Source organism: Candidatus Photobacterium acropomis, from assembly GCF_030685555.1.
Lineage (GTDB): Bacteria > Pseudomonadota > Gammaproteobacteria > Enterobacterales > Vibrionaceae > Photobacterium > Photobacterium lucens.
This window is the reverse complement of record NZ_CP131608.1, coordinates 851,979-874,628: the sequence shown is the minus strand read 5'-3', so window position 1 is coordinate 874,628 and position 22,650 is coordinate 851,979. Positions and strand designations below refer to the sequence as shown.

The following is a 22,650-nucleotide window of genomic DNA, read 5'->3' as shown; positions in this document are numbered from 1 at the left end:
CAATATTCACCTTCCTTTCATAATCATTATCTAAATAACCAGCATAGCTTGCAGCCCAGTAAATAAATAACAATAGAGGCAATTAATGGTTACTATTACTATTGATGGACAATCTTATAACGTAGATAAAAATCAAACTCTTTTAGCTGCCGCCAAAAAATGTGGTATCGAAATTCCTTCTTTATGTGATGTTGATGAATTCAGCCAAGAGTGCGTACTTTGTGATGTTGAAGTCGCAGGCAAAGGCATTGTCAAAGCCTGTGATATTCAACCAACCGACGGCATGGTTGTAACAACAGAGTCTCAAGTACTAACAAATATAAGAAAACACAACCTTGAGCGTATTTTACAACGTGCCAATACCAACTGTAGCGTGCCACCTTGCCAAGTTGCCTGCCCTGCCAATGTTGATATTCAATCGTACCTATACTTCATTGCCAATAACGAACATTTAAAAGCTATTGAAGTGATCAAAAAAACACTGCCAATGCCACTGTCTATTGGTCGTGTTTGCCCTGCTTTCTGTGAAGCCAAATGCCAACGTAACTTAGTTGATGAGCCATTAGCAATCCGCCAACTGAAACGTTATGCCGCAGATATCGATCTTAAAAAACTAGAAAACTACACGCCTGTTAAAAAAGAAACGAAAGGCAAGAACATTGCTATCGTTGGCGCAGGCCCGGGTGGTTTAAGCTGTGGTTACTTCCTGAGTAACGAAGGTTACAACGTCACTGTATTTGAATCGATGCCTCAAGCCGGTGGATGGTTACGTTACGGCATTCCTGAATACCGCTTACCGAAAGCGATTCTCGACAAAGAAATCGAGATAATGTGTCGCAACGGCATGACGATTAAAACCAACACCAAATTAGGTGAAGACTTTACCCTTACTTCCTTAAGTGAAGAATATGATTCAGTTTGTTTAGCCATTGGCGCATCACAAGCAAGCGAAATGAACTATACAGGTAGCGATCTTGATGGTTGTTACTTAGGCGTCGATTTCTTAAAAGATCTGGCAATGGATAAGCAATACAGCATTGGTAAGAAAGTGGCTGTTATTGGTGGCGGTAATACTGCTATTGACTGTGCCCGCTCTGCATTACGTTTAGGCGCTGACACTACCCTTATTTACCGTCGTACCCGCGATGAAATGCCAGCAGAAACCTACGAGATTGAAGAAGCTGAACATGAAGGCGTGAAGTTCCACTTCTTAACCAATCCTGTTGAGAATATTGCTGATGAAAACGGCCGTGTTTGCCAAGTGAAATTAGAAACCATGGCATTAGGCGAACCTGACGCTTCTGGTCGCTGCTCACCAAAACCTACCGGTGAATACACGCTTGAAGACTTTGATACCGTGATCGCTGCGGTTTCACAAAAAACAGATACCGGCTTTTTAGCTAACGAAGATATTGAATTATCATTTAGCCGTTGGAATACCATTAATGTTGATGAAGCGACCATGCATTCTGGGGTCAAGAACATCTTCGCCATTGGTGACTTCCGTCGCGGTCCTGCCACTGCAATTGAAGCCATTTCGGATGGTCGTAAAGCAGCAAAAGCCATTGATGAATACTTTGGCGGTAATATGGAAAAACTTTACACGGAATCTTTCCGCTCTCGTAACGTTGAACGTAGCCATTTGATCCGTCCAGAGCATGCTGAAAAACTAAAGCGTATAATGGCATCTTTAGCCACAGGTAATAACACCCAAGATATTGAATCAAAACTTCATCATGCATTAGCTAAAGTGCTACGCGTTAAAATGCCAGAACTTACCCTAGCGCAAAGAGAGCAAAGCTTTAGTGAAGTAGAAACAGGACTCTCACAGCAAGCAGCTATTGATGAAGCCAACCGTTGTTTGAGCTGTGGTTGTGATGCTGGTAATGATTGTAAACTACGCCACTATGCGACTGATTATAAGGTTGATCGTCGTTTATTCATTACCCGAGCGACACCAATAAAGGCTTAATACATATCTAAATAACCACCTGTATTAGGTTATATAGGGCTGTTAATTTGTTAGCAGCCCATTTCTTTTTATGTAACATTAAATTCACAATTAAAGCGTAAGATACTCGGTTACATAAATTACATTTCAAGTTCATGAAACCGCTTCAAATTGCTAACGAGTCCCACTTCATATTTAATAACAATGTAATTACATTTCTAGTAATAAATACAGTTAACAATTATCTCAATAAATATAAAATCGTCGCTATAGATCATTTTTACTTGTAGTCATTTCGTTTATAGTAAAGCCAAACAAGCATAAGAACCTCTGACAATGACTATAAGAAATAGAATAAATAATGTTTACCGTTATTTTGAGCCTAATTTATCAATTATTGGCTATTTAGGGGCTATTGGCTTTCCTCTTTACTATTTCATCTGGCACTATTTATTCCCGCAGCCTTACGAGAACTTATTACTAAGAATTATTTGTGGCGCGTTTTTTATTCCTTTTATTATTAAAGATCAGATGCCCTACTGGTTCACTCGTTACAAAGATATCCATTTCGTTGTCACGTTAACCATCGCATTGCCTTTTTTCTTTAGTTATATGCTGCTAATGAATGACTGGTCAATTATTTGGATCATGTCGTTTATGACGGCTGTTTTTCTATCTATTTTGTTGATTTATGACGCTTATATTATCAGTGCTATGTCAATCATTGGCATTGCCCTTGGTACACTGTCAGCGTTTAGCTTCAATCACGCTGAAATTCATAATTTCCACTGGGGTTACGTTGCTGTGATCAGTTTTGCCTATATTACAGGTATTGCTTCACACTACCGAAACCACGTTCATTATGAAGATCAGCTATTGTTTGCTCGTAGTTTCAGTGCTGGCATCGCTCATGAAATGCGAAATCCTTTTAGTTCGCTATATTCTTCAATGGAGTTAATGCTTGATATTCTGCGCCAACGTAGCGAGCAATCTACACACAACCATGAAGAAAACGTTAACGAATTAAAATCGATCATTCGCAGTAATATGACGGTGATTAATAATAGTAATGAAACAATTAACTTATTATTAAGCTCTATTAATGAACATGCTATTTCAAAAAACACCTTTCAAGAGCACTCTATTGTAAATGTAGTAAAAAATGCTGTTGAGAGTTACGGCTATCAATCATCGAGTGATAGAGAACTCGTTACAGTAAAATATAATAAAGACACATCTTATTTCGGTAGTGATATTTTATTTCGTTACGTTATTTTTAATTTAATTAAAAATGCACTTTATTATAAGAGTAAAAAAGATTTTCACATTGAAATTAATATCGACATTAATAGATTAAACAATGTTATTAAAGTGAAAGATACGGGCGTTGGCATTGCCAAAAGTAATATAAACTCCATCTTTAATGAATTTTATACTCATGGTAAGAAAAATAGCTCCGGACTCGGTCTTCCCTTCTGTAAGAAAGTGATCACTGCATTTGGTGGGACGATCTCGTGCCAATCACAACAAGGAGAATGGACAGAATTCACTATTCTATTACCAAAGATTGATTCAAAATCAACCAATAAGCTTAAATACGAATTATTGTCGAAAAAACGTATTTTATACATTGGTGATAACAACCAAGATGTATTTGAGTTACAAAAAAACTCGTTTTCTTTTGGCTACCACTTTTTATCAGTTAGTCCATTTCGCCTTGTCGACATTGAACATCAGCTCAACATAGCTGATATGATTTTAATTAATTTAGATAGTTATGGTGAACATAACTATTATATGACCAAGCTGCAGCATAAATTAGCTTTATCGACCACGAAGGTGCTTTATCTTTATCGTGAAGAGCAAGCGTTACACTTAATTTTAAATCCGAAAGTCAATTATAAGCTAGTTAATATTAATAAGTTAAAATCTGGGTTAACTGAAGGGATCTGTAAATACTTTTTCACTCACTTTAATCAAGAAACAATCCCAACCCAAAATAAACAAGAAACCCAGTCAATTTTATTGGTAGACGATAATACCTCTCTGCGTATGTACACAGGTATTTTGCTACAACGCAGCGGCTACCACGTAATTCACGCAGAAAACGGACTAAAAGCGCTTCAACATTTAGCAGAACATAATGTGGATCTCATTATGATGGATTTAGAAATGCCATTAATGGGAGGATTAGAAACAGCAAAACAAATACGTAACAATGATCAGTACAGTAACCATCATCATACGCCGATCATTTGTTTCTCTGCCTCTCTTAATACACAGCAACAGCAAGAGTTAAAAGCTGCAGGCATGAATGGCTTTATCTTTAAGCCAGCAACCAAAGATCAAATATTTGAAACCATCAATCGCTATCTCAACTAACGTTCAAAAAATTACCCACTACCCTGTAACGTTTACGTAAACGTAAGGTGGTAGTGGGCAAAAAAATCTAGATTACTTTAGTGCTAAATCCGCTCGCATAGACTCACAAACAGATACGATAGTTTCAATTTCCTCGTTGGTTACATCGCTGTTTAATGAAATACGAATAACGTTCTTATTCTTTGGTGTCGCTGGGGAGCAGAACACAGAACCAAAGACATCACGCGATTCTAAATAATCACGGATCACTTCGGTATTTTCATCATTACCACTTTCTAATGCGATAATTTGAGACTCACTTTGAATACGAAATCCAGCATTTCTTAAGCCACTACGTAATTTTTCAGACTGAATAAATAAGTTTTTACGCTTATCATCAGCCCCTTTAATCACATCCAATGTGGCTTTTAAGATCTCTAATTCATGATTAAGTAACGCCGAGCTGAAAATGGCAGGAAATGCAGTGAACGGGAATGACTGTGCCACTTCCTTACTACATAAAATCGCCCCAGCACGATAAGCAAAGGCTTTAGCTAAACTAGCTGTTAAGAAATCAACTTGATCTGTTAGCCCTAATTCAGCCACTAGCCCTGCACCATTTTTACCATGTGTACCAAGGGAATGAGACTCATCCACCAGCAAGGCGCAACCGTAACGATTTGCTATCTCAACCAATGTATGTAGCGGAGCAACGGTACCAATAGTGCTATAAACTGAATCCACCATGATCAATCCTGGTCCTTCACGTTTAATTTGTTTCTCTAAATGGCGCATATTGTTATGCAAGAAAGTTTGAATATTCCCTTCAGCCCGCTTTGCTCCATCCCATAACGACATGTGAGCAAAGAAGTCGATATAAATCGGCGTACCTTTAGGGATAATGGTCTGAATCAAGCCGACGTTTGCAGCCCAGCCAGATTGTGAAAGGACACATTTCTCAAAACCTGTCAGTGCGGCTAATTGCTCTTCAAACGTATCGCCTGTTTCTGATTGATGTTGAAAAACAGCTGACATTACCACTTCATGTTTATGTTCGGTGATGGCTTTTAAATGTCGCTGACGAATATATTCGTTACCTGTGATCGCCAAGTAATCATTACTTTGCAAGTTAATTGATGTTTCTGAAGGAGCTTTACCTAATACAAGGTGTTTTTTATTTTTACGAGAGTAGATATCAGCTTCTAAATGAGCTTCAACTTTTTTTTATAAAGCTAGGAAGTGATTTAATTTTTAAATTTTTCATTTGTATTACTCTTTATTTACTAAAAGGAGTAATAATTCTACCAATAAGATTTAGTCGATACTAAATAAGTAAGTAGTTAATTAATGTACTTATATCACAGTTAACAAATTTAACTTTACCCAATCGATTAAATTTAACAATTCATTTATTTTAATAAAACTTATTTATCGGTAGAATATAACTTTTCTTATTTATAAATTAGTTAATAAAATGAAGTTCAGTGCATTTATTTTTGATATGGATGGTTTATTGCTTGATACAGAACGTGTCTGTATGAATGTATTTAAACAAACCTGTCAGGATTTCAATCTTCCTTATTTAGAAACTGCTTATCTTAATATCATTGGACGCAACGAGGCTGGTGTAGAGGAAGTACTATGTGCTAGCTATGGCGATGCTATGGATTACCCTGTTTTTAGACAACAATGGAAACAGACATACCTTAATATTGTCGAAAATCAGGCTATTCCTGTCAAAGACGGTGTTATTGAACTACTACAATGGCTGCAACAGCAACAAATCCCCATGGTTGTAGCTACCTCAACCAATAAACAATTAGCATTAAAAAAGCTTGAGCTTGCAGGTTTGAGTTCTTTCTTCTCAACAGTTACTGCGGGTGATGAAGTCAGCAAAGGCAAACCTGATCCAGAAATTTACCTACTTGCCGCTAAACGACTGAATGTTAAACCAGAGCTATGCCTTGCGTTTGAAGATTCAAATAATGGTATAACAGCAGCGATTGCGGCCAATATGCACGCTTTTCAAATCATTGATTTAGTAGAACCAAGTGATGAAGTAAAAGCCTTTGGTCATCATGTTTTCTCTTCAATGCATGAAGCACTAGAATTATTAAAGCAACAAGCGTGATCAACAACATAACACTGAGATAAATCTAACTCACCAGCTTACGAGTTAGATTTAAATCAATACAAGTATACTGTGATGTGGCGATAAAAAGTCTAATACAGTCCCTTTAGGGATAATACGCGTGGGATTAATCGTCTCATGGCTGCCGCTTTGATGTAATCAATATTAACCGTTTGTGCTATACCACCAACCTGATACAAATGATATCTGTTTGGCTCGGCTTTAAATCCCGCTTTACCAGTGATTCCTGCACTGCCATCTTGAGTGATCCAGTTACGAAAACTTGATGCTTTACGCTTAAACTTCCCACCTGTTGATTTAGTGTCGTACCAATCTGTGTGCCATTTTCCATTAACTAGCAGCCCCATTCTCGACTCCTTACACTTATCATCATTGAATGAAATGTCGCATTTTATTAATAAGCATAAGACAAGCCTGACACAACAAATCCTCCCTCTGTTCTGAATCAAACGCTAATGATGAACACGATATTCTTTTCATGCACACTATTTTCTCTCTCGCAAAAAAAAGCCGACGCATAAACGTCGGCTTTGTGATCGTAAACGATGTTCTATTACTTAATAGATTGCGCTAACTGAGTTGTTAACTCATCAACACCTTTAGATAAGGCTTCAACCTGTGCTGGATAGCCATCTTTCGCTAATGGCACACGGAAAGTAAATGGGTGTACTGTTTCCAACTCACCATTACCGTTAATTAACAGCCATTCACCTGCCACTTCTGCAACACCTGTGTAGACACCATTGAACTGGTTAATACGTACCTGCAAACGAGGTACACCCGCTGTTGATAGCGTTGGTGTTAGTTGTGTCGGCCAGAACTTAGTTTGTTTTTGACGTAAATCCTGAGTAATACGACGTGTTAGCTGCTTACCTAATGCTTCACCCCATAGATTTTGTTGTGCTTCAACAATCTCTGTTGGGCTTGTTTGATAAACCAAACCTGTACCTGCTAGATGTGCAGCCACTTCTACAGGGCGCACAATCAGCAATGATTTATTACTGACATTGTGTGCTGTATTTACCGTTGTCGACATTGGCAACATGTAAGTTGTCATTGCTGGCTCTGTTGAGCTACAGCCCGTTCCAACTAGCGCTACCGCTGCAATTAATAACCACTTTTTCATTACTTACGGCCTCCAACTGGAATAGGATCTTTCGCTTTCTCATCACCAAACACTAATGAATTTGGCTTTTCATTTAACTGACGTAGTACAGGTTGTAGCTCAGTCATCACTTGCTCAAATTGCGCTAATGCACCTTGTAGATTCTGATATGGTGCTGCATCTGGGCTAAAGCCATTTAGTGTATTTTGGATCTCTTTCAAGCTTTCTTTGATATCAGAAGGTAATGTTTGCGTATCTTTCTGACTTAATAGACGATCAAGATCTTGTGTTACACGCTCTGCTGACTTCATTGTTTTCTCAGACGCTTTCAGCGTTGCTGTCATCGAATTCAATGTGTCTTCAACTGGTAGTTTATTAAACTTATTCAATAACGTACTGATTTGTTTTTGAACTTCGGCTAAATCACCTTCTTTCGTTGGGAACACATCGTAACCATCATATTTCAACGGTTTCTCAGGTTTTTCACCTTTGTAAACATCAGTACCAATGTACAACGCACCTGTTAACAAGTTACCTGTTTTCAGTGTTGCTCGTAGACCATTTTTGAATTCTTCTTCAAAGTTAGCACGAAGATCATCTAGCGTACCTTCATCTAGGTTGTTGTATACACGACCTAAATCGATGCGTACAAGCACAGGGATTTGATCGCTAGTAAAGCCTTCAGAGCTGGTTGGTAAACGTAATGGCACTTTTTGTACTGAACCAATTTGAATACCACGATATTCAATCGGTGCACCCGCTTTCAGGCCACGGATCGACTCTTTAAAGAGCATCACGAAGTTAATGTGCTTATCGTACATTTTCTCGTGATAATCCTGAACGCTATCGAATAAACGATAATGCTTAAGCTGTTTATTTTGGACAAAACCTTGATCATCAGACGGCGTTTTAAATGTCACACCACCTGTGATTAACGATTCTAATGAGCCAATTTTAACATTAAAGCCTTCTGCACCCATTTGTACGTTCATACCAGATTTCATAATAAAGTTACTGGTTGTACGTACTAAACGATCGTAAGGCTGGAAGATAAATAGCTGATAGTTAGCTTGTTTGCTATTGATATCAAAGCTTGTTTTCTCAACGCGACCCACAGTGAAACCATCATAAAGAACAGGATCACCGACACTTAATTTGCCTGCTTCATGGCTGGTTAATACCACACGTAAACCTTTCGCATCAGCAGGTGCAACTGGTGGTACTTCAAGGGCAACGAAATTATATTTATCGTTAGCACCACGACCTGGTTGCATTTCAATATAAGCACCTGATAACAGCGTATCTAAACCCGACACCCCTTCTTTACCAATGCGAGGCTTAACAACCCAGAACTTAGTGTCATCTTTTAACATGCGTTCTGTGTCGCTATTCATCTGCGCGGTAACAGTGATATAGCTGTAGTCTTCGCTTAACTTCACTTTGGTGACAACACCAACATTTACATTTAGCGATTTAATAGCGGTTTTACCCACTTCAATTCCCGAAGCATTCGGAAGGCGGATGGTTATTTCTGGACCTTTACTATTTAAATACTGAACAAACATCCAAATACCAATAGCGAGAGCCACAATAGGAATAATCCAGATTGCAGATACTTGCTTCAGGTTATGTACATTAGCCTTAACTGGCTGGTTATCACTCATCTTCTGTTTCTCGTTAATACTAGCTAGTTGCTACTGATTAGATTCAGTAGCGTTTAACTCTGAACCATGATTAGTTTTTGCTTTCCCCCAAAACACACGAGGGTCGAAACTCATTGCCGATAGCATGGTAAATACCACGACTGTGGCAAAACAAATGGCAGCAGGACCTGGTGAAATCGCCATTAGGTTCTTCAATTGCACCAAAGCTACTAAAATTGCCACCACGAAAATATCAACCATAGACCATCGACCGATAAATTCTGTCATTCGATAGATTTTCAAACGCTTAATCGCTTCGTTGGTCGAATCATTCGGCTTTTTACTTGCACAATAATAAAGCCATGCCAACGCAAACATTTTCGCCATAGGAATGAACACACTGGCAATAAAGATCACTAACGCAATCGGCCAAGAGCCCATCTGCCATAGCATCACCACGCCGCCCATGATGGTTGAGCCTTCAGTCTGCCCTAAGCTCACGGTGTACATCATCGGATATAAGTTAGCTGGAATATAAAAAACAATCGATGCTAATAAGAATGCCCATGAATACTGTAATGAATGCTGTGGGTTGTAACCATGTAGCTTACTTTCACAGCGGATACATTTAGCATGGTGATCTTGTGGCATTGGGTTAATTTGGTTACACACATGACAACCCACATGGTTATTGTCTAAATGAGTATCTCCTTCATGTACGCCATCAATATGCTTCATGGCAAAGAACTGATCCCATAACCATGTTCTGTCCACCATAGAGACACATTTCACTACTAGCACACTGTAGATACAGAAAGCCCAGAAAGAGTACCCCATACCGATATGTGCTAATGCTGAGATCTTCACCAAGCTTACTAATACGCCGATCAAGAAAACATCGACCATCAACCATGGCTGCACTCTAAATAAAATACGGCAAAGCATCTTCAGTGTTTCCGTATTACCAGATAGATGCCCAGCATGCTTCACTCGCGCGGCACGTACATAAAGATACAGCACCAACATGATGTAGATTGCAGGAAATACCAATACCGTTAGCATCAGCAAAATAGCCAAGACGCTATTTTCAAAATGCTGCAACGTTTCTGCCGCATTAAGCAGCATGATTTGTTGCCCCATTCCGTTAACACTGAACGAAAGGAAAGGAAAAGAGAGGCTAAGAACTAGCATGATCAAACACGCGATACCGTACGCAAGCGGTCGGTGGTATGGCATGGTGATCTTCTTGGTTAAGGTGTGTCCACAGCGCGGACAATCTGCTTTTTGTCCGTCTTGTATATCAGGGATATCGACCACTAACCCGCATTCTTCACAAGCGATCATCAAATCTGATGGCGTTTGTTGCTGTGGCGTTTGTGTTGTCATTGTAAAGTTTCTTTTTATCCTTATTCCTAGCTAAGCCATTTCGCTATTGAATGCTATTAATAAAATTAATTGCAGCGTGACTCAGTAAGAATAGACGTGCTTAGCCCAAAAACTAAACACACTCAATGTAAATAGGTGCGTATTGTCGTCCTTCAACGCATTTAGAGCAAGAAACTTTAACTTTCCAAAATGAAAAAACCTTGATATTAATGTAAATATCCATTTAAAACAGTGTATTATATCTATTCATTGTTAGCACGATGACAAAGCAATAAAGTGCTAATTTTAATTTCCGTACAGTTTTTCTGTATTCATTGCACAAATAACATCATTCAAATGAATGCCGTTAATATCATGGGTCCACCACGTTACTGTGACTTTCCCCCACTCTAAAACAATAGTGGGATGATGAAATTCCTCTTCTGCAAGTTCAGAAATCTTATTACTAAAATCCCACGCCTTTTTATAGTTACTAAATTTAAAAACACGTGTGATACGGTTAATGCCATTCGGACTAACTACTTGCCATTCAGGTAGTGATGCCATGTGCTCTGCTAATGCCTTATCACTTAACGCTGGTGAACCAGAATGGCAGGCTTCACATTTCAACTTATCTAAACTCGTCATTCACTATTTCCTTGTTCTCAAACATGGGCGCTCTTAATCCTCTACGCTGTGCTTCAGACACTAACGCAAAAATATCTTGGTTCGTTACTTGGTAAAGTTGCTCCATGTTTTGCAATACAAAATACTTTGGCTGCAAAATATCAATCCGGTAAGGCGTTCGCATCACCTCAACCGGATCAAATGCCACCCGTTGTGGGATCTTACTCGTTGCAGCATAAACAGTTTCTTGTGGCGAAGATAAAATCCCACCGCCATAAATTTGATATTTACCGTTTTGATTAAGCAAACCAAATTCAACCGTAAACCAGTATAGCCTAGCAAGATACACACGCTCTTCAGGTGTCGCTTTGACCCCTAATTTTCCATAAAAATGGGTAAATTGTGCAAAATATGGATTGGTTAACATTGCGCAGTGTCCAAAAATTTCATGAAAGAAATCCGGCTCTTGCAAGTAATCGATATCCGCTCGGGTACGAATAAAGGTGGCTACAGGAAATTGTTTACGAGATAACAGGGAAAAGAAACGATCAAAGCTGATCAACGCAGGTACAGCAACGCATTGCCAACCTGTCGCATCAAGCAATACCCGATTAATTTCCTGTAACTGAGGAATATAATCATGGGGTAAATTTAATTCAGATAATCCCGCAAGATATTCGTCACATGCCTTGCCCTGAATACATTCAAGCTGACGTGTAACAAGATGATGCCAAATCGCATTCTCTTCATCACTCCAATCTATCGTCCCGTTTTTATTCACAGGCTTAGAAACATAGTGATGCGTACTTCGGGGATCACTACTTTGATTATGCATAATAGCCTCCGTCTATACACTCACCTCCAACTGACACTTTTATTTTTATTATTATTTATACCCAACGATCTTGGAAATCTAGCGATGGTTTTCCTATTCATTCCGATTGTAGCGACACAGAACCGTATTATTTAAGTCACTTGGGTATATCTATAGATTAGAAGTGATCCCCACTCTCAGCCATCAAATATGACTAAAAATACCGATTCAATGCCTACTATTGCTGACATCCGCCACGAATTTACGGATAACTGTAAAGCTCCATGAACAGTTTTAAATATTCATCTTGTTATTAACGTTGCGATTTTCCTGCTTTCAACCACATTTAAGCTATAGCAACAGTAATTAATGAGGCAAGGAATGCATAAATGGTTTCAGCTCCCAATTATTGAAGGGCTATCAAGTAAACAAGCGCATTGCGACTTACCTCACGACAGTTTTGAGCGTGAATGCGGTCGTGAAGGTTTCTACGGCCCAGCAACTCACATGTACCATCAACATCCACCGACAGGTTGGCTTTCATGGCAAGGCAATCATAAACCGAGAGCCTTTGATGCCTTAGCGTTACCTCAATCAGGTAATACGCCGTGGGATGCACCATTACTGCTTTCTAATGCCGATCTTAAACTGCGTTTGTGGCAAACATCCAAGCACATGGATCATCTTGTTCGAAATGGTGATGGTGATGAATTGCTGTTTATTCACCAAGGTAAAGGGGATTTCTATTGCGACTTTGGTCATCTTAGTTTTAGTGAGGGCGATTATATTGTTATCCCTCGTTCAACATCGTGGCGTATTGAAACCACCAGCCATGTTAGCCTGCTAATGATAGAAGCGACCAATAACAGCTATCGTAATGTCGATAGAGGCATTGTGGGTGAACATGCGATTTACGATCCTGCGATATTGGAATACCCCAAAATCAATGCTGCATTTAAAGCCCAACAAACGGAAGAACCTTGGCAATTACTGCTCAAAGCCCGTAATCACATTAACGTTATCGACTACCCATTTAATCCGTTAGATGCCATTGGTTGGAAAGGAACGGTTACCGTACTAAAGCTCAATTGGCGTGATATTCGCCCGTTAATGAGCCATCGTTATCATCTTCCCCCGTCGGCACATACAACCTTTACGGCTAATAACTTTGTTGTTTGTACTTTTGTTCCTCGCCCAACAGAAAGCGATCCTCATGCATTAAAAGTACCGTTCTTTCATAGTAATAATGATTACGATGAAGTCATTTTTTACCATCACGGTGATTTTTTTAGCCGAGATAACATCAAACCCGGCATGATCACTTTTCATCCTTGTGGCTTTCCTCATGGTCCTCATCCTAAGGCATTGAAAAATAGTCAACAAAAGCCAAAAGCCTTTACTGATGAAGTCGCAGTTATGATTGACAGCCGTAACCCTCTCGATATTGGGTCTAACATTGATAAGGTTGAAGTCCATGATTATGTCCATTCATGGCGAGACACAACGAACAACAATCACAATGAATAACAGCTAGGAGATCAACAATGAAACTTGCTTCGTTAAAACCCGGTCGTGATGGAAAGTTGATTGTGGTCTCAAAGGATTTGAAGTGGGCAACCTCTGCTCATCATATTGCCCCAACCCTACAATATGCTTTAGATAACTGGGATAACGTCGAACCTATCTTGCAAGATCTCTACTATGCGCTGAACAAAAAAGCATTGGAGTATCGCTTTGTTTTTCAACCTCAGCACTGCACTTCCCCTTTGCCTCGTGCATACCAATGGGCGGATGGCAGTGCTTATGTAAATCACGTTGAGTTAGTCCGAAAAGCCCGTGGCGCTGAAATGCCCAAAAGCTTTTGGCAAGATCCACTAATGTACCAAGGTATGTCTGATAAATTTCTCGGACCAGAACAACCCATAGAAATTGAAGATGTCGATTGGGGGGTAGATTTCGAAGCTGAAATTGCCATCATTACCAATGATGTACCCATGGCAACCAGCGTTAAAGATGCAGCTCAACATATTAAATTAATCATGCTGGTTAACGATGTATCACTGCGTAACTTGATCCCTGACGAGCTAGCAAAAGGTTTTGGTTTCTTTCAATCTAAACCCGCCTCCGCCTTTTCTCCTGTCGCTATTACCCCAGATGAACTGGGTGATATGTGGCGTGAAAACAAAGTCAATAACAGGCTCAACGTGCATTTAAATCAACAACTGTTTGGTAATCCTGATGCTGGCGTAGATATGACGTTTGATTTTGCCCAACTGATCCATCATGCCGCCAAAAGCCGTGAATTAAGTGCGGGTACCATCATAGGATCAGGCACTGTTTCTAACCAAGATCGTCAATCAGGTTCATGCTGTATTGCTGAAAAACGGATGCAGGAGATCATAGCAAACGGCAAACCAAGCACACCATTTATGCTATATGGCGACACAGTAAAAATAGAAATGTTTGATGAGCACGACCACTCTATTTTCGGTGCTATAGAGCAAACTGTGATCCCTTTTCAAAAGCAAAAACATTAACTGACTGAGCTCAATAAAAGCACCATCAAAACACAACTATTTAGAACATAAAGAGAGCTGCGATGGCATTCACCTTATATGACTATTTTCGCTCATCCGCATCCTACCGGGTACGCATTGCTTTAAACCTAAAGCAGTTAGACTACGCTTGTGTGCCTGTCTCTTTACTCAATAACGAGCAATACAGCAGCGAATACCATGCTATTAATCCATCAGGCTTAGTACCTACGCTGCTACAACATCAAACCTTATTGCATCAATCGTTAGCTATCATTGAATACCTTGATGAATGCTACCCTAGCCCTTACTTGTTACCACGTAACCTAATTAAGCGAGCACAATGCCGAGCTTTTGCGCTTGCCATTGCTTGTGATATCCACCCTCTCAACAATTTACGAGTGCTCAAAGAGCTAGAACAACAATTTGATTGTACTTCAGCGCAAAAAACACACTGGTATCACCATTGGTTACACCAAGGATTCACCGCATTAGAGCAACAACTACAACAAAGCCCTTACACCGAACGCTTTTGTTTTGGCACACACCCAACCCTTGCCGATGTTTGTTTAATACCACAAGTGTATAACGCCAAACGCTTTGAATTTAACCTTAACCCTTTTCCCACTATTGCAGCTATCTATCACCATTGCGAACAACTTGAACCGTTTAGAAAAGCGGCACCTGAAAGCTAATAATTAAAACGGAGAAGCCATGATGACAAACGATGATTATAACCAATGCCTTTGGGAACCTAATCGAGAGCGCATTCAAACCAGTTTGCTATATCAATTTATGGTGCAGATCAGCGAGCAGCAAAACCGTTTGTTTCATGATTACACTCAGCTTCATCGTTGGTCAGTTAAACACAGTGATGAGTTCTGGCATCAACTATGGCAATTTTGTCATGTGATTGGCGAGCAAGGTAAACCCATTTCCTATTGCCCGCCAAATAGTCCTATTCCAAATAAAGATCGCCGTTGGTTTCCCAAGGCACAGCTTAACTTTGCAGAAAATCTATTAGTCCATAGCAAAGCATTAGCCAGACAAGATGCACTGGTGTTCTACAACGAGCAGAGCTTTAGTGATACAAATCACCTACAAGCGCAACAGCGATTATCATGGCAACAACTGTATGAGCAAGTGGCGATTGTCGCCCATTACCTGCAACAACAAGGGATACAAAAAGGTGATGTGATTGCCGCCTATATGCCCAATATTCCACAAACCGTGATTGCCATGCTGGCTGCAACATCGCTCGGTGCAATTTGGACATCGACCTCGCCCGATTTCGGTACAGAAAGCGTGATAGAACGCTTTAGCCAAACTCAGCCAAAGATCATCTTCACCACTGACGGTTATATTTATAACGGCAAACACATATCAAGCATCACAGCATTAGCTCAAGCTTTACCTGCACTTCATAATGTGAAAAAACTGATTGTGTTTCCTTATTTAAATACTCAGCCAATCAGCCAGTTACTACTCAATTCAACGCCACTCCCCGAAGCAGTTAGTCTTAGCGCTTGGGCGGAAATGGAAGATATTGTTGAAACACCTCACCTCAGTTTTACCCCAACAGCATTTAATCATCCGCTTTATATTCTTTATTCATCAGGCACAACGGGTAAACCAAAATGCATTATTCATTCTGTCGGTGGCACCTTACTTAACCATCTCAAAGAGCATCAATTACACTGCAATATCAAACCCAAAGATCGGATATTCTATTTCACCACTTGTGGCTGGATGATGTGGAACTGGCTTATCAGTGGACTCGCTTCTGGTGCAACCTTGATTTTATACGACGGCTCGCCACTTCATCCGCAACCCAATCAACTGTGGCAACTGGCTGATAAAGAGCATTTGCGACTCTTTGGCACTTCCGCTAAATACTTAGAAACCATTGAAAAGCAATCCCTATCACCACGCCAAGAATATAAACTCACTCAACTTGACGTGATTTGCTCGACAGGTTCCGTTTTAGCGCCCGAGCAATTTGATTATGTGTATCAAAATATCAAACAAGACGTGCAGCTATCGTCTATTTCTGGCGGCACGGATATTTGTGGCTGTTTTGCCATTGGTAACCCTATTGGTGCAGTATGGCGAGGTGAATGCCAAGTCAAAGCCTTAGCCATGGATGTGCAAGTGTATAACACGGAAGGTGAAGCCATAACGGATCAATGTGGCGAGCTTGTTTGCTGCAATAGCTTCCCGAATGAACCCATCGCATTTAGCCAAGATCCAAACGGCGAGAAATACTTCAACGCTTATTGGAATACCTACCCTAACACTTGGCACCACGGTGATTATGTGAGTATTTCTCACCATGGCGGATTAACCTTTTACGGACGTTCCGATTCAATTCTTAATCCCGGAGGCATACGCATCGGCACTGCTGAAATCTATCGCCAAGTTAATCCATTTGATGAAGTCGTCGATTCAGTGGTTGTCGCTCAACAATACCAAAACGATGTACGCATTGTTTTATTTGTTCAACTACAACTGAATCTTCATTTAACCGATAGCTTAATAAACAGGATCAAGACTCAACTGCGAACGCAATGCTCCCCCCACCATGTGCCAGCAAAGATCCTGCAAGTAAATGCGATACCCAGAACCAAATCAGGCAAAATTGCAGAAAAAGCAGTACGAGATGTGATCCACCAGCGACATGTGGTGAATACCAGCGCTATCGCTAACCCTGAGAGCTTGGAAGAATATAGAAATAGGAAGGAGTTGGAATGAAAAAAAACAAAAAAGCCCCCAAGACGTTAATCTTGAGGGCTTTTTTAGTAGCACCGCCAATTAGTGTGCCACTTCTGGTACAGGGAAAATCTTATCGTACGCAAGGTTATAAACATAAGCGTAGATCAAGTAGAAAATCACCATACCGATATCAAGTAGGAAAGCTTCCCATAGTGAAACTTTCAAGAACCAAGATAAAATTGGAATCGTTACAATCAATAAACCTGCTTCAAAACCAATGCTATGCACAATACGCTGCACTGTCGTTTTATTTAAGGTGTTATAACGACGAGCCATAAAGCGATCAAACCAATGGTTATAAAGGTAGTTCCAACCTGTAGCTAAAAAGGAAAACGCAATACCGATTGCTCCAACATGACCAGAATCATAGCCGAATTGACTCAACACACCAACTAACAGCACTAATCCAATAATTTCAAAACAAACGGCATGACGAATACGATCAAAACGTGTTCTCATCACAAACAACCTCAGTACAACTTTTCTTATATTTTATAAATACCTAAAAGGAATACAAAGATTATAAGCAAATTTCCATGCCTAACAAGCTAGATACTATCCGAAAAACGGATAGTTATGTGGTTATTTCATTAACTCAGACGCTTTACATTTTGCTTTAGCGTTCAAACTTAGTGTATTCATCGCATGGTGTTTTGCCGCATGATGCAGCGCATTTTTCTCAGCTTGAAGCTGCTCTACTTGCTCACGTAGTTTATTAATAAGTTCTTGAGAGCCTTGTTGTTTAGACTCATTTTGTTCTAGTAATTTGAACAAATTTGCCACTTCTTGCGCATTTTCTTCGCTCTTTTTAGTGATCTCATCGATTGCATCTTGATGATGTTCAAGCTCACCGACTAGCTGTTTTACGAATGATCCCATCTCATCAGCAGAACCTGCCAACCGATTAAATATTAATAAAAACGAGCATACTTGTTCATTATGAGAGAAGTTTGGGTATCGAATTTTATGGTCAATTTCAGTCCAACCTTCTTCAAAAATGGTTCGCACTTGTACTTCGGTATATACCACACGGTTTAATGGCTGTGATCCAAACACATAATGCAGCGAACGATAACCCGCTGGATGCACTTTAACGACAACATCATTAGGTAAATCCGCAAAGACTTTATCATCCCCACTACGAACGTAATAAATCGGCGCTTCTGCGTTTTTCCACTCTTGGCACAGATAATCGTGAATAGGTAAGCAATCTTCTTTAAACAAATGTAGCGCACGTACACCAATTAAATCGGTAACAATACTGTCGTAGTTGGTCTCATTGATCCCAATGTATTTTTCTTTAAAAGTAGGCGTATTTGGCTGGGTTTTGCGAACAATCTTTTCCATTAAGTGCTGCGGATCTTTTACCCGCCAGCGAACAGAATGTACCTGTTGGCATCGTTGAATAATACGTGCGTACATTTCTGCGGTTTCTTTTAATTGTTCGATATTCGCTTCATGGTTCAAACCAATTTGATGAAGTGTTTGCCAATCAATAGCGCTGGCTTGCCACTCTTCTTGGCTAATACGATTTGCTTTTAAAAAGCGCTCTTCGGTGAGTTCTGCTACTGACATTTTGCCTACCATAATGTTATGTAATAAGCGTAATTCCCATCGTCGATTACGCTATATTACAGTCAAAAATAGGCTGGCTTGACTTATTAATCAATCAGTATTTAAGCCGAAAAATGCAATTTTAAGATACGATAGCGTCATGAAAATAAGCGCATAACTTGATTCATTACACTTGGTTATAGACTAGCTTGATATGGCTATTAAGATGCTCTTCTACCGATTCCGCTGAAGCAAAATGATAAAAAGCATATTTGGAAACGTCAGAAAAGACGCAATACGGTTGGCGCTGCCCTAAATCGACATAAAGCTCGTTGTTAGCCTCATTGTGACCTATTTTACGAATTGAACTCGATTCTACGGTGATCCAATTAATCATTACAGTGACTCCATTCACTTCTCTATTACTGATCTCAGTTTGCAAAAAGGCGTTGATTTACGCCAGTAGAAGACAAACTAAATAACGTTATTATTTTAAATTTAAGGGGTCGATCACTTTGTATTATTTGTTGGAATTGATGTTAAAAACAAAAAGCCGACAAATCAGCCGGCTTCATTCTATTTCGTTATTTTAGCTTTGCTTATCGATACAAGTGTCGCTCACTGTTCAAGCCTTTAATTAGGCTCACACAGGTAAACAGCAAAATAAAGCTAAACGGTAATGCCGTAATAACAACCCCTGACTGCAAGGCCTCTAATGCTTGTGAACCACCGACCCAAAGTAAAATAGCAGCAATAACACCTTCAATAGTTGCCCAGAAGATACGTTGAGGCACAGGCGCATCCAATTTACCACCAGCGGTAATACTATCAATAACCAGTGATGCGGAATCTGATGATGTTACAAAGAACACCAAAATCAAGACAATCGATAGCACAGAAAGAAACATGCTCATTGGCATTGCATCGTAAACGTAGAACAAGGTTAATGAGATATCTTGTAAACCGTTCATGCCTAGTTGACCCACTTTATTAGCAAGTTGCTCTACAGCAATACCACCAAAGACTGAGAACCAACAAATAATGACGCAGGTTGGAATAACGAGTACAGAGAAAACAAACTGACGAACAGTGCGCCCTTTTGATATACGAGCAATGAAGATACCAACGAACGGAGTAAATGAAATCCACCAAGCCCAGTAGAAAATTGTCCAGCCATGAAGGAAAGTAGTATCAGTTCGACCAATTGGATTACTTAGCGCAACAAAGTTTTTTGCATAATCCATAACGCCTTGTGGTAATACATGAATAACAGTTTCGATATTTAGTGCTGCCACAAGAATAAGTAAACCAACAACAAAAAAGATATTGATGTTACTCAATAGCTTAACGCCACCTTCAATACCGCGAACGACTGAGAAAATCGCCACAGATGTGACACCTGCAATGATACCAAACTGCATACCTAGCTCGCCATGCGTACCAAATACATAGTTAATACCACTTACCGCCTGTTGCGCACCTAAACCAAGCGATGCAACAAGACCAAATAAGGTAGAAACCACAGCAAGAATATCAACAACGTTGCCTAACCACCCCCACACTCTATCACCAAAAATTGGGAACAATAATGAACGGATAGAAAGCGGTAAATTTTTGTTATAAGCAAAAAATGCTAAAGCCAGTGCAGCGATACCGTAAACAGACCAACCTGTAATACCCCAGTGGAAAAAGCTCGTGGCAATCGCTAATTGTCTCGCTTCTTGTGAATAACCAATAGCATTAAAAGGTGTACCATACCAATCGGTATACAGTGCTGCTGGCTCTGCAACACCAAAGAACATCACACCACTTGCAAGACCTGCTGCAAATAACATGGCACTCCATGAAATGGTTGAGTGCTCAGGTTCGGCATCTTTGCCACCAATACGAATCTTGCCTAATGGCGAAACCATTAACAGCACACAGAACACAAAGAGCATATTCATCATCCACATGAAGTAGCTATCGAACTGTTCAAGAATGCCATTTCGCATATTATTTAATGTTGTTTTTGCTGTCTGAGGATCAACAATCAACATCACAGCAATAAAGATCAGAATTAATAATGCACTAATACCAAATACGGGTTTATGGATGTCAAAACCCCAACGTTGGATATTATCTTGTCCAACTTGATAATCAGTCGTTTCTATACTGTATTTACTACTTACTTTTTCCGTCGAAGTATTCAAAAAAACCTACCTTGTTATGTAAATCCAATAATATTATTTAGACCACTAAACAATATTTGAGCGCAACCATAACAACCAAGAGTACAAACAACAAACAAAACAAGCTTTTTATGGTCATTACTTACATAAAAATTACATAACCTAGGTATTTATTATTTATCGAACTAAACATTTGGCTAATTTATAGAAAACGATAGTTTGTAAAAATGCGTTAGGGTATTTGCAAAAATCGACAAAGGTGAATGAATGACTAAATATTAGCTATTTCGTTTTCTTGCTATAGCTAAATTAAACCTCATTGTTTTTCCGGACATAAATTTAAAATAACCTAGCCCAACAAATACCCCCCATATTGCAGCGCTAATCCCAAATAAGTGCATGCCTGATAAGGTAATGAGAAAAGTCAGCATTGCTGGCTCTCGATATTCATCTTTATTAAACGCATTGTAAAAACAATTGATTAATGTCGTTAACAGAGCAAGTCCAGCTAAAATATCCACCAACCCTTCAGGTAAAGATAAGAAAACTGCCACCACAACTGATGCCCACACACCAACCAGCATGTAAACCCCACCAGCACAGATAGTAGCTTTGTAGCGATCACAGTGTTTGCCATCAATATCTTCATTCATACAAATAGCAGCGGTAATTGCAGCAAGATTAAGTGTAAATATCCCACATGATGACGCAATCATATTGATTAGACCTGTACCTAAAAGTACTGGGCGCACAGGGGCAGAAAATTGAAAATTTTGAATAACAGCAAATCCTGCCATATTTTGTGACAGCATTGTGATGAGATATAAAGGAATGGCGATATTGATGATTGATTCAATATCAAAGCTCGGTGTTAACCAATAAAACCTTGGCATAGCCAAATGCATTGATGCGGTATTTAGGGTATTGAAGTAGAGCGCAATGCCGACTGAAACCAATAGAGTCAGCAGCATAGAATAACGAGGTATAAACCGCTTCGCGACTATATAAACAGTAAACAACAGCAAAAACATCATTGGATGTGTATTTAGTTGGGTAAATCCACTTAAACAAATCGGTAGTATTACCCCACACAATAATGCAGAGGTTATTGGCGACGGAATACGTTGTAGTGCTAACGATAACGGACGAATTAACCCTGTAATAAAGATCAATAAACCACAAACTACAAATGCACCAACCACATCAGTTGCGCTATAACCTCCTACTGCAGTAATAAGAAAAGCTGCACCAGGCGTCGACCATGCTGTTAATACTGGCACTTTAAAATAGAAAGAATAAATGATGGTAGTTATTCCCATGATCAAACCCAACGCAAACAACCAACTATTTATCTGTCCCTGAGTTAATCCCATTTCTGTTAAAGCATGAATTACCAAAATCACAGATGACGTGTATGCCACTAAAACAGCTATTGCCCCTGCTGATATGTGACTCCAATTAAATCGCAGTTTGCTCATTCTCTACTCCTTAGAACAATGCTAATATGTGCGTTATAGCGCACATTACAGACAGCTTTATTTGTACGTTATAGCGCACAGACAGAACCTTAGCATCGTGCGTTATAGCGCACAACAGGAAAA

General features: G+C 39.6%; 17 protein-coding genes and 2 pseudogenes. 7 read left to right on the top strand and 12 right to left on the bottom strand.

Annotation, left to right across the window (positions count from 1 at the left end):
• The first annotated feature begins 85 nt into the window (after nucleotides 1-85).
• Together Q7657_RS03895 and Q7657_RS03890 are read left to right on the top strand one after the other, a co-directional pair.
• Entirely contained in the window at nucleotides 86-1,972 is a 1,887-nt protein-coding gene (locus Q7657_RS03895) for an FAD-dependent oxidoreductase (protein ID WP_107165685.1), read from the top strand.
• Nucleotides 1,973-2,287: 315 nt separating this feature from the next.
• Nucleotides 2,288-4,333, top strand: a complete 2,046-nt coding sequence (locus tag Q7657_RS03890; protein WP_107165684.1) for a hybrid sensor histidine kinase/response regulator — start codon at nucleotides 2,288-2,290, stop codon at nucleotides 4,331-4,333.
• 72 nt (nucleotides 4,334-4,405) lie between these two features.
• Here Q7657_RS03890 and cqsA read toward each other — a convergent pair.
• Nucleotides 4,406-5,576, bottom strand: a pseudogene (cqsA, locus tag Q7657_RS03885) (alpha-hydroxyketone-type quorum-sensing autoinducer synthase).
• Nucleotides 5,577-5,786: 210 nt separating this feature from the next.
• Between cqsA and Q7657_RS03880 the strand changes: the two are divergent.
• Nucleotides 5,787-6,443 (top strand): HAD family hydrolase, encoded by a 657-nt coding sequence (locus Q7657_RS03880; protein WP_107165682.1) that lies wholly within the window; start codon nucleotides 5,787-5,789, stop codon nucleotides 6,441-6,443.
• A 194-nt stretch (nucleotides 6,444-6,637) separates the two neighbouring features.
• Here the strand turns inward: Q7657_RS03880 and Q7657_RS03875 are convergent.
• The 6 genes and pseudogenes from Q7657_RS03875 to phhA all read right to left on the bottom strand — a co-directional run.
• Nucleotides 6,638-6,811, bottom strand: a pseudogene (locus Q7657_RS03875) (glutathione S-transferase family protein); the annotation flags it as partial.
• Nucleotides 6,812-7,017: 206 nt separating this feature from the next.
• Nucleotides 7,018-7,590 (bottom strand): PqiC family protein, encoded by a 573-nt coding sequence (locus Q7657_RS03870; RefSeq protein WP_107165681.1) that lies wholly within the window; start codon nucleotides 7,588-7,590, stop codon nucleotides 7,018-7,020.
• On the bottom strand, nucleotides 7,590-9,233 hold the full coding sequence (gene pqiB, locus Q7657_RS03865) for an intermembrane transport protein PqiB (RefSeq protein WP_107165680.1): 1,644 nt from the start codon (nucleotides 9,231-9,233) through the stop codon (nucleotides 7,590-7,592). The genes Q7657_RS03870 and pqiB overlap by 1 nt, the downstream gene beginning before the upstream one ends.
• Nucleotides 9,234-9,263: 30 nt before the next feature.
• Nucleotides 9,264-10,598 carry a paraquat-inducible protein A gene (locus tag Q7657_RS03860; RefSeq protein WP_107165679.1) on the bottom strand — a complete coding sequence of 445 codons (1,335 nt, stop codon included), beginning with the start codon at nucleotides 10,596-10,598 and terminating at the stop codon, nucleotides 9,264-9,266.
• 285 nt (nucleotides 10,599-10,883) lie between these two features.
• Entirely contained in the window at nucleotides 10,884-11,225 is a 342-nt protein-coding gene (locus Q7657_RS03855) for a 4a-hydroxytetrahydrobiopterin dehydratase (protein ID WP_107165678.1), read from the bottom strand.
• The gene (gene phhA / locus Q7657_RS03850) at nucleotides 11,209-12,039 is read right to left on the bottom strand and encodes a phenylalanine 4-monooxygenase (protein WP_107165677.1); all 831 of its coding nucleotides are present in this window, start codon (nucleotides 12,037-12,039) and stop codon (nucleotides 11,209-11,211) included. The genes Q7657_RS03855 and phhA overlap by 17 nt, the downstream gene beginning before the upstream one ends.
• Nucleotides 12,040-12,399: 360 nt before the next feature.
• On the opposite strand from phhA, the gene Q7657_RS03845 reads away from it, so the two are divergent.
• From Q7657_RS03845 to Q7657_RS03830, 4 genes are all read left to right on the top strand, one after another.
• Nucleotides 12,400-13,545 (top strand): homogentisate 1,2-dioxygenase, encoded by a 1,146-nt coding sequence (locus Q7657_RS03845; protein ID WP_107165676.1) that lies wholly within the window; start codon nucleotides 12,400-12,402, stop codon nucleotides 13,543-13,545.
• Nucleotides 13,546-13,562: 17 nt separating this feature from the next.
• On the top strand, nucleotides 13,563-14,555 hold the full coding sequence (locus Q7657_RS03840) for a fumarylacetoacetate hydrolase family protein (protein ID WP_107165675.1): 993 nt from the start codon (nucleotides 13,563-13,565) through the stop codon (nucleotides 14,553-14,555).
• A gap of 62 nt (nucleotides 14,556-14,617) precedes the next feature.
• The gene (gene maiA / locus Q7657_RS03835; RefSeq protein WP_107165674.1) at nucleotides 14,618-15,247 is read left to right on the top strand and encodes a maleylacetoacetate isomerase; all 630 of its coding nucleotides are present in this window, start codon (nucleotides 14,618-14,620) and stop codon (nucleotides 15,245-15,247) included.
• Between the two features lie 22 nt (nucleotides 15,248-15,269).
• Nucleotides 15,270-17,303: an acetoacetate--CoA ligase gene (locus Q7657_RS03830; protein ID WP_107165916.1), complete on the top strand. Its 2,034-nt coding sequence runs from the start codon at nucleotides 15,270-15,272 to the stop codon at nucleotides 17,301-17,303.
• A gap of 60 nt (nucleotides 17,304-17,363) precedes the next feature.
• Here Q7657_RS03830 and Q7657_RS03825 read toward each other — a convergent pair whose 3' ends face one another.
• From Q7657_RS03825 to Q7657_RS03805, 5 genes are all read right to left on the bottom strand, one after another.
• A complete protein-coding gene (locus Q7657_RS03825) occupies nucleotides 17,364-17,783 on the bottom strand; it encodes a PACE efflux transporter (RefSeq protein WP_053988936.1) in 420 nt (139 codons plus the stop codon).
• 123 nt (nucleotides 17,784-17,906) lie between these two features.
• Nucleotides 17,907-18,899 (bottom strand): RelA/SpoT domain-containing protein, encoded by a 993-nt coding sequence (locus Q7657_RS03820; RefSeq protein WP_107165673.1) that lies wholly within the window; start codon nucleotides 18,897-18,899, stop codon nucleotides 17,907-17,909.
• Nucleotides 18,900-19,065: 166 nt separating this feature from the next.
• Nucleotides 19,066-19,275 (bottom strand): KTSC domain-containing protein, encoded by a 210-nt coding sequence (locus Q7657_RS03815; protein WP_107165672.1) that lies wholly within the window; start codon nucleotides 19,273-19,275, stop codon nucleotides 19,066-19,068.
• 202 nt (nucleotides 19,276-19,477) lie between these two features.
• Nucleotides 19,478-21,070: a BCCT family transporter gene (locus Q7657_RS03810; RefSeq protein ID WP_107165671.1), complete on the bottom strand. Its 1,593-nt coding sequence runs from the start codon at nucleotides 21,068-21,070 to the stop codon at nucleotides 19,478-19,480.
• A gap of 257 nt (nucleotides 21,071-21,327) precedes the next feature.
• On the bottom strand, nucleotides 21,328-22,527 hold the full coding sequence (locus Q7657_RS03805; protein WP_107165670.1) for a benzoate/H(+) symporter BenE family transporter: 1,200 nt from the start codon (nucleotides 22,525-22,527) through the stop codon (nucleotides 21,328-21,330).
• Between the last annotated feature and the right edge of the window lie 123 nt (nucleotides 22,528-22,650).

Bases quoted from the DNA above. Each gene is read 5' to 3' on its own strand.
- Q7657_RS03895 (WP_107165685.1), top strand. From the start codon at position 86: ATGGTTACTATTACTATTGATGGACAATCTTATAACGTAGATAAAAAT.
- Q7657_RS03890 (WP_107165684.1), top strand. From the start codon at position 2,288: ATGACTATAAGAAATAGAATAAATAATGTTTACCGTTATTTTGAGCCT.
- Q7657_RS03880 (WP_107165682.1), top strand. From the start codon at position 5,787: ATGAAGTTCAGTGCATTTATTTTTGATATGGATGGTTTATTGCTTGAT.
- Q7657_RS03870 (WP_107165681.1), bottom strand. From the start codon at position 7,590: ATGAAAAAGTGGTTATTAATTGCAGCGGTAGCGCTAGTTGGAACGGGC.
- pqiB (WP_107165680.1), bottom strand. From the start codon at position 9,233: ATGAGTGATAACCAGCCAGTTAAGGCTAATGTACATAACCTGAAGCAA.
- Q7657_RS03860 (WP_107165679.1), bottom strand. From the start codon at position 10,598: ATGACAACACAAACGCCACAGCAACAAACGCCATCAGATTTGATGATC.
- Q7657_RS03855 (WP_107165678.1), bottom strand. From the start codon at position 11,225: ATGACGAGTTTAGATAAGTTGAAATGTGAAGCCTGCCATTCTGGTTCA.
- phhA (WP_107165677.1), bottom strand. From the start codon at position 12,039: ATGCATAATCAAAGTAGTGATCCCCGAAGTACGCATCACTATGTTTCT.
- Q7657_RS03845 (WP_107165676.1), top strand. From the start codon at position 12,400: ATGCATAAATGGTTTCAGCTCCCAATTATTGAAGGGCTATCAAGTAAA.
- Q7657_RS03840 (WP_107165675.1), top strand. From the start codon at position 13,563: ATGAAACTTGCTTCGTTAAAACCCGGTCGTGATGGAAAGTTGATTGTG.
- maiA (WP_107165674.1), top strand. From the start codon at position 14,618: ATGGCATTCACCTTATATGACTATTTTCGCTCATCCGCATCCTACCGG.
- Q7657_RS03830 (WP_107165916.1), top strand. From the start codon at position 15,270: ATGACAAACGATGATTATAACCAATGCCTTTGGGAACCTAATCGAGAG.
- Q7657_RS03825 (WP_053988936.1), bottom strand. From the start codon at position 17,783: ATGAGAACACGTTTTGATCGTATTCGTCATGCCGTTTGTTTTGAAATT.
- Q7657_RS03820 (WP_107165673.1), bottom strand. From the start codon at position 18,899: ATGTCAGTAGCAGAACTCACCGAAGAGCGCTTTTTAAAAGCAAATCGT.
- Q7657_RS03815 (WP_107165672.1), bottom strand. From the start codon at position 19,275: ATGATTAATTGGATCACCGTAGAATCGAGTTCAATTCGTAAAATAGGT.
- Q7657_RS03805 (WP_107165670.1), bottom strand. From the start codon at position 22,527: ATGAGCAAACTGCGATTTAATTGGAGTCACATATCAGCAGGGGCAATA.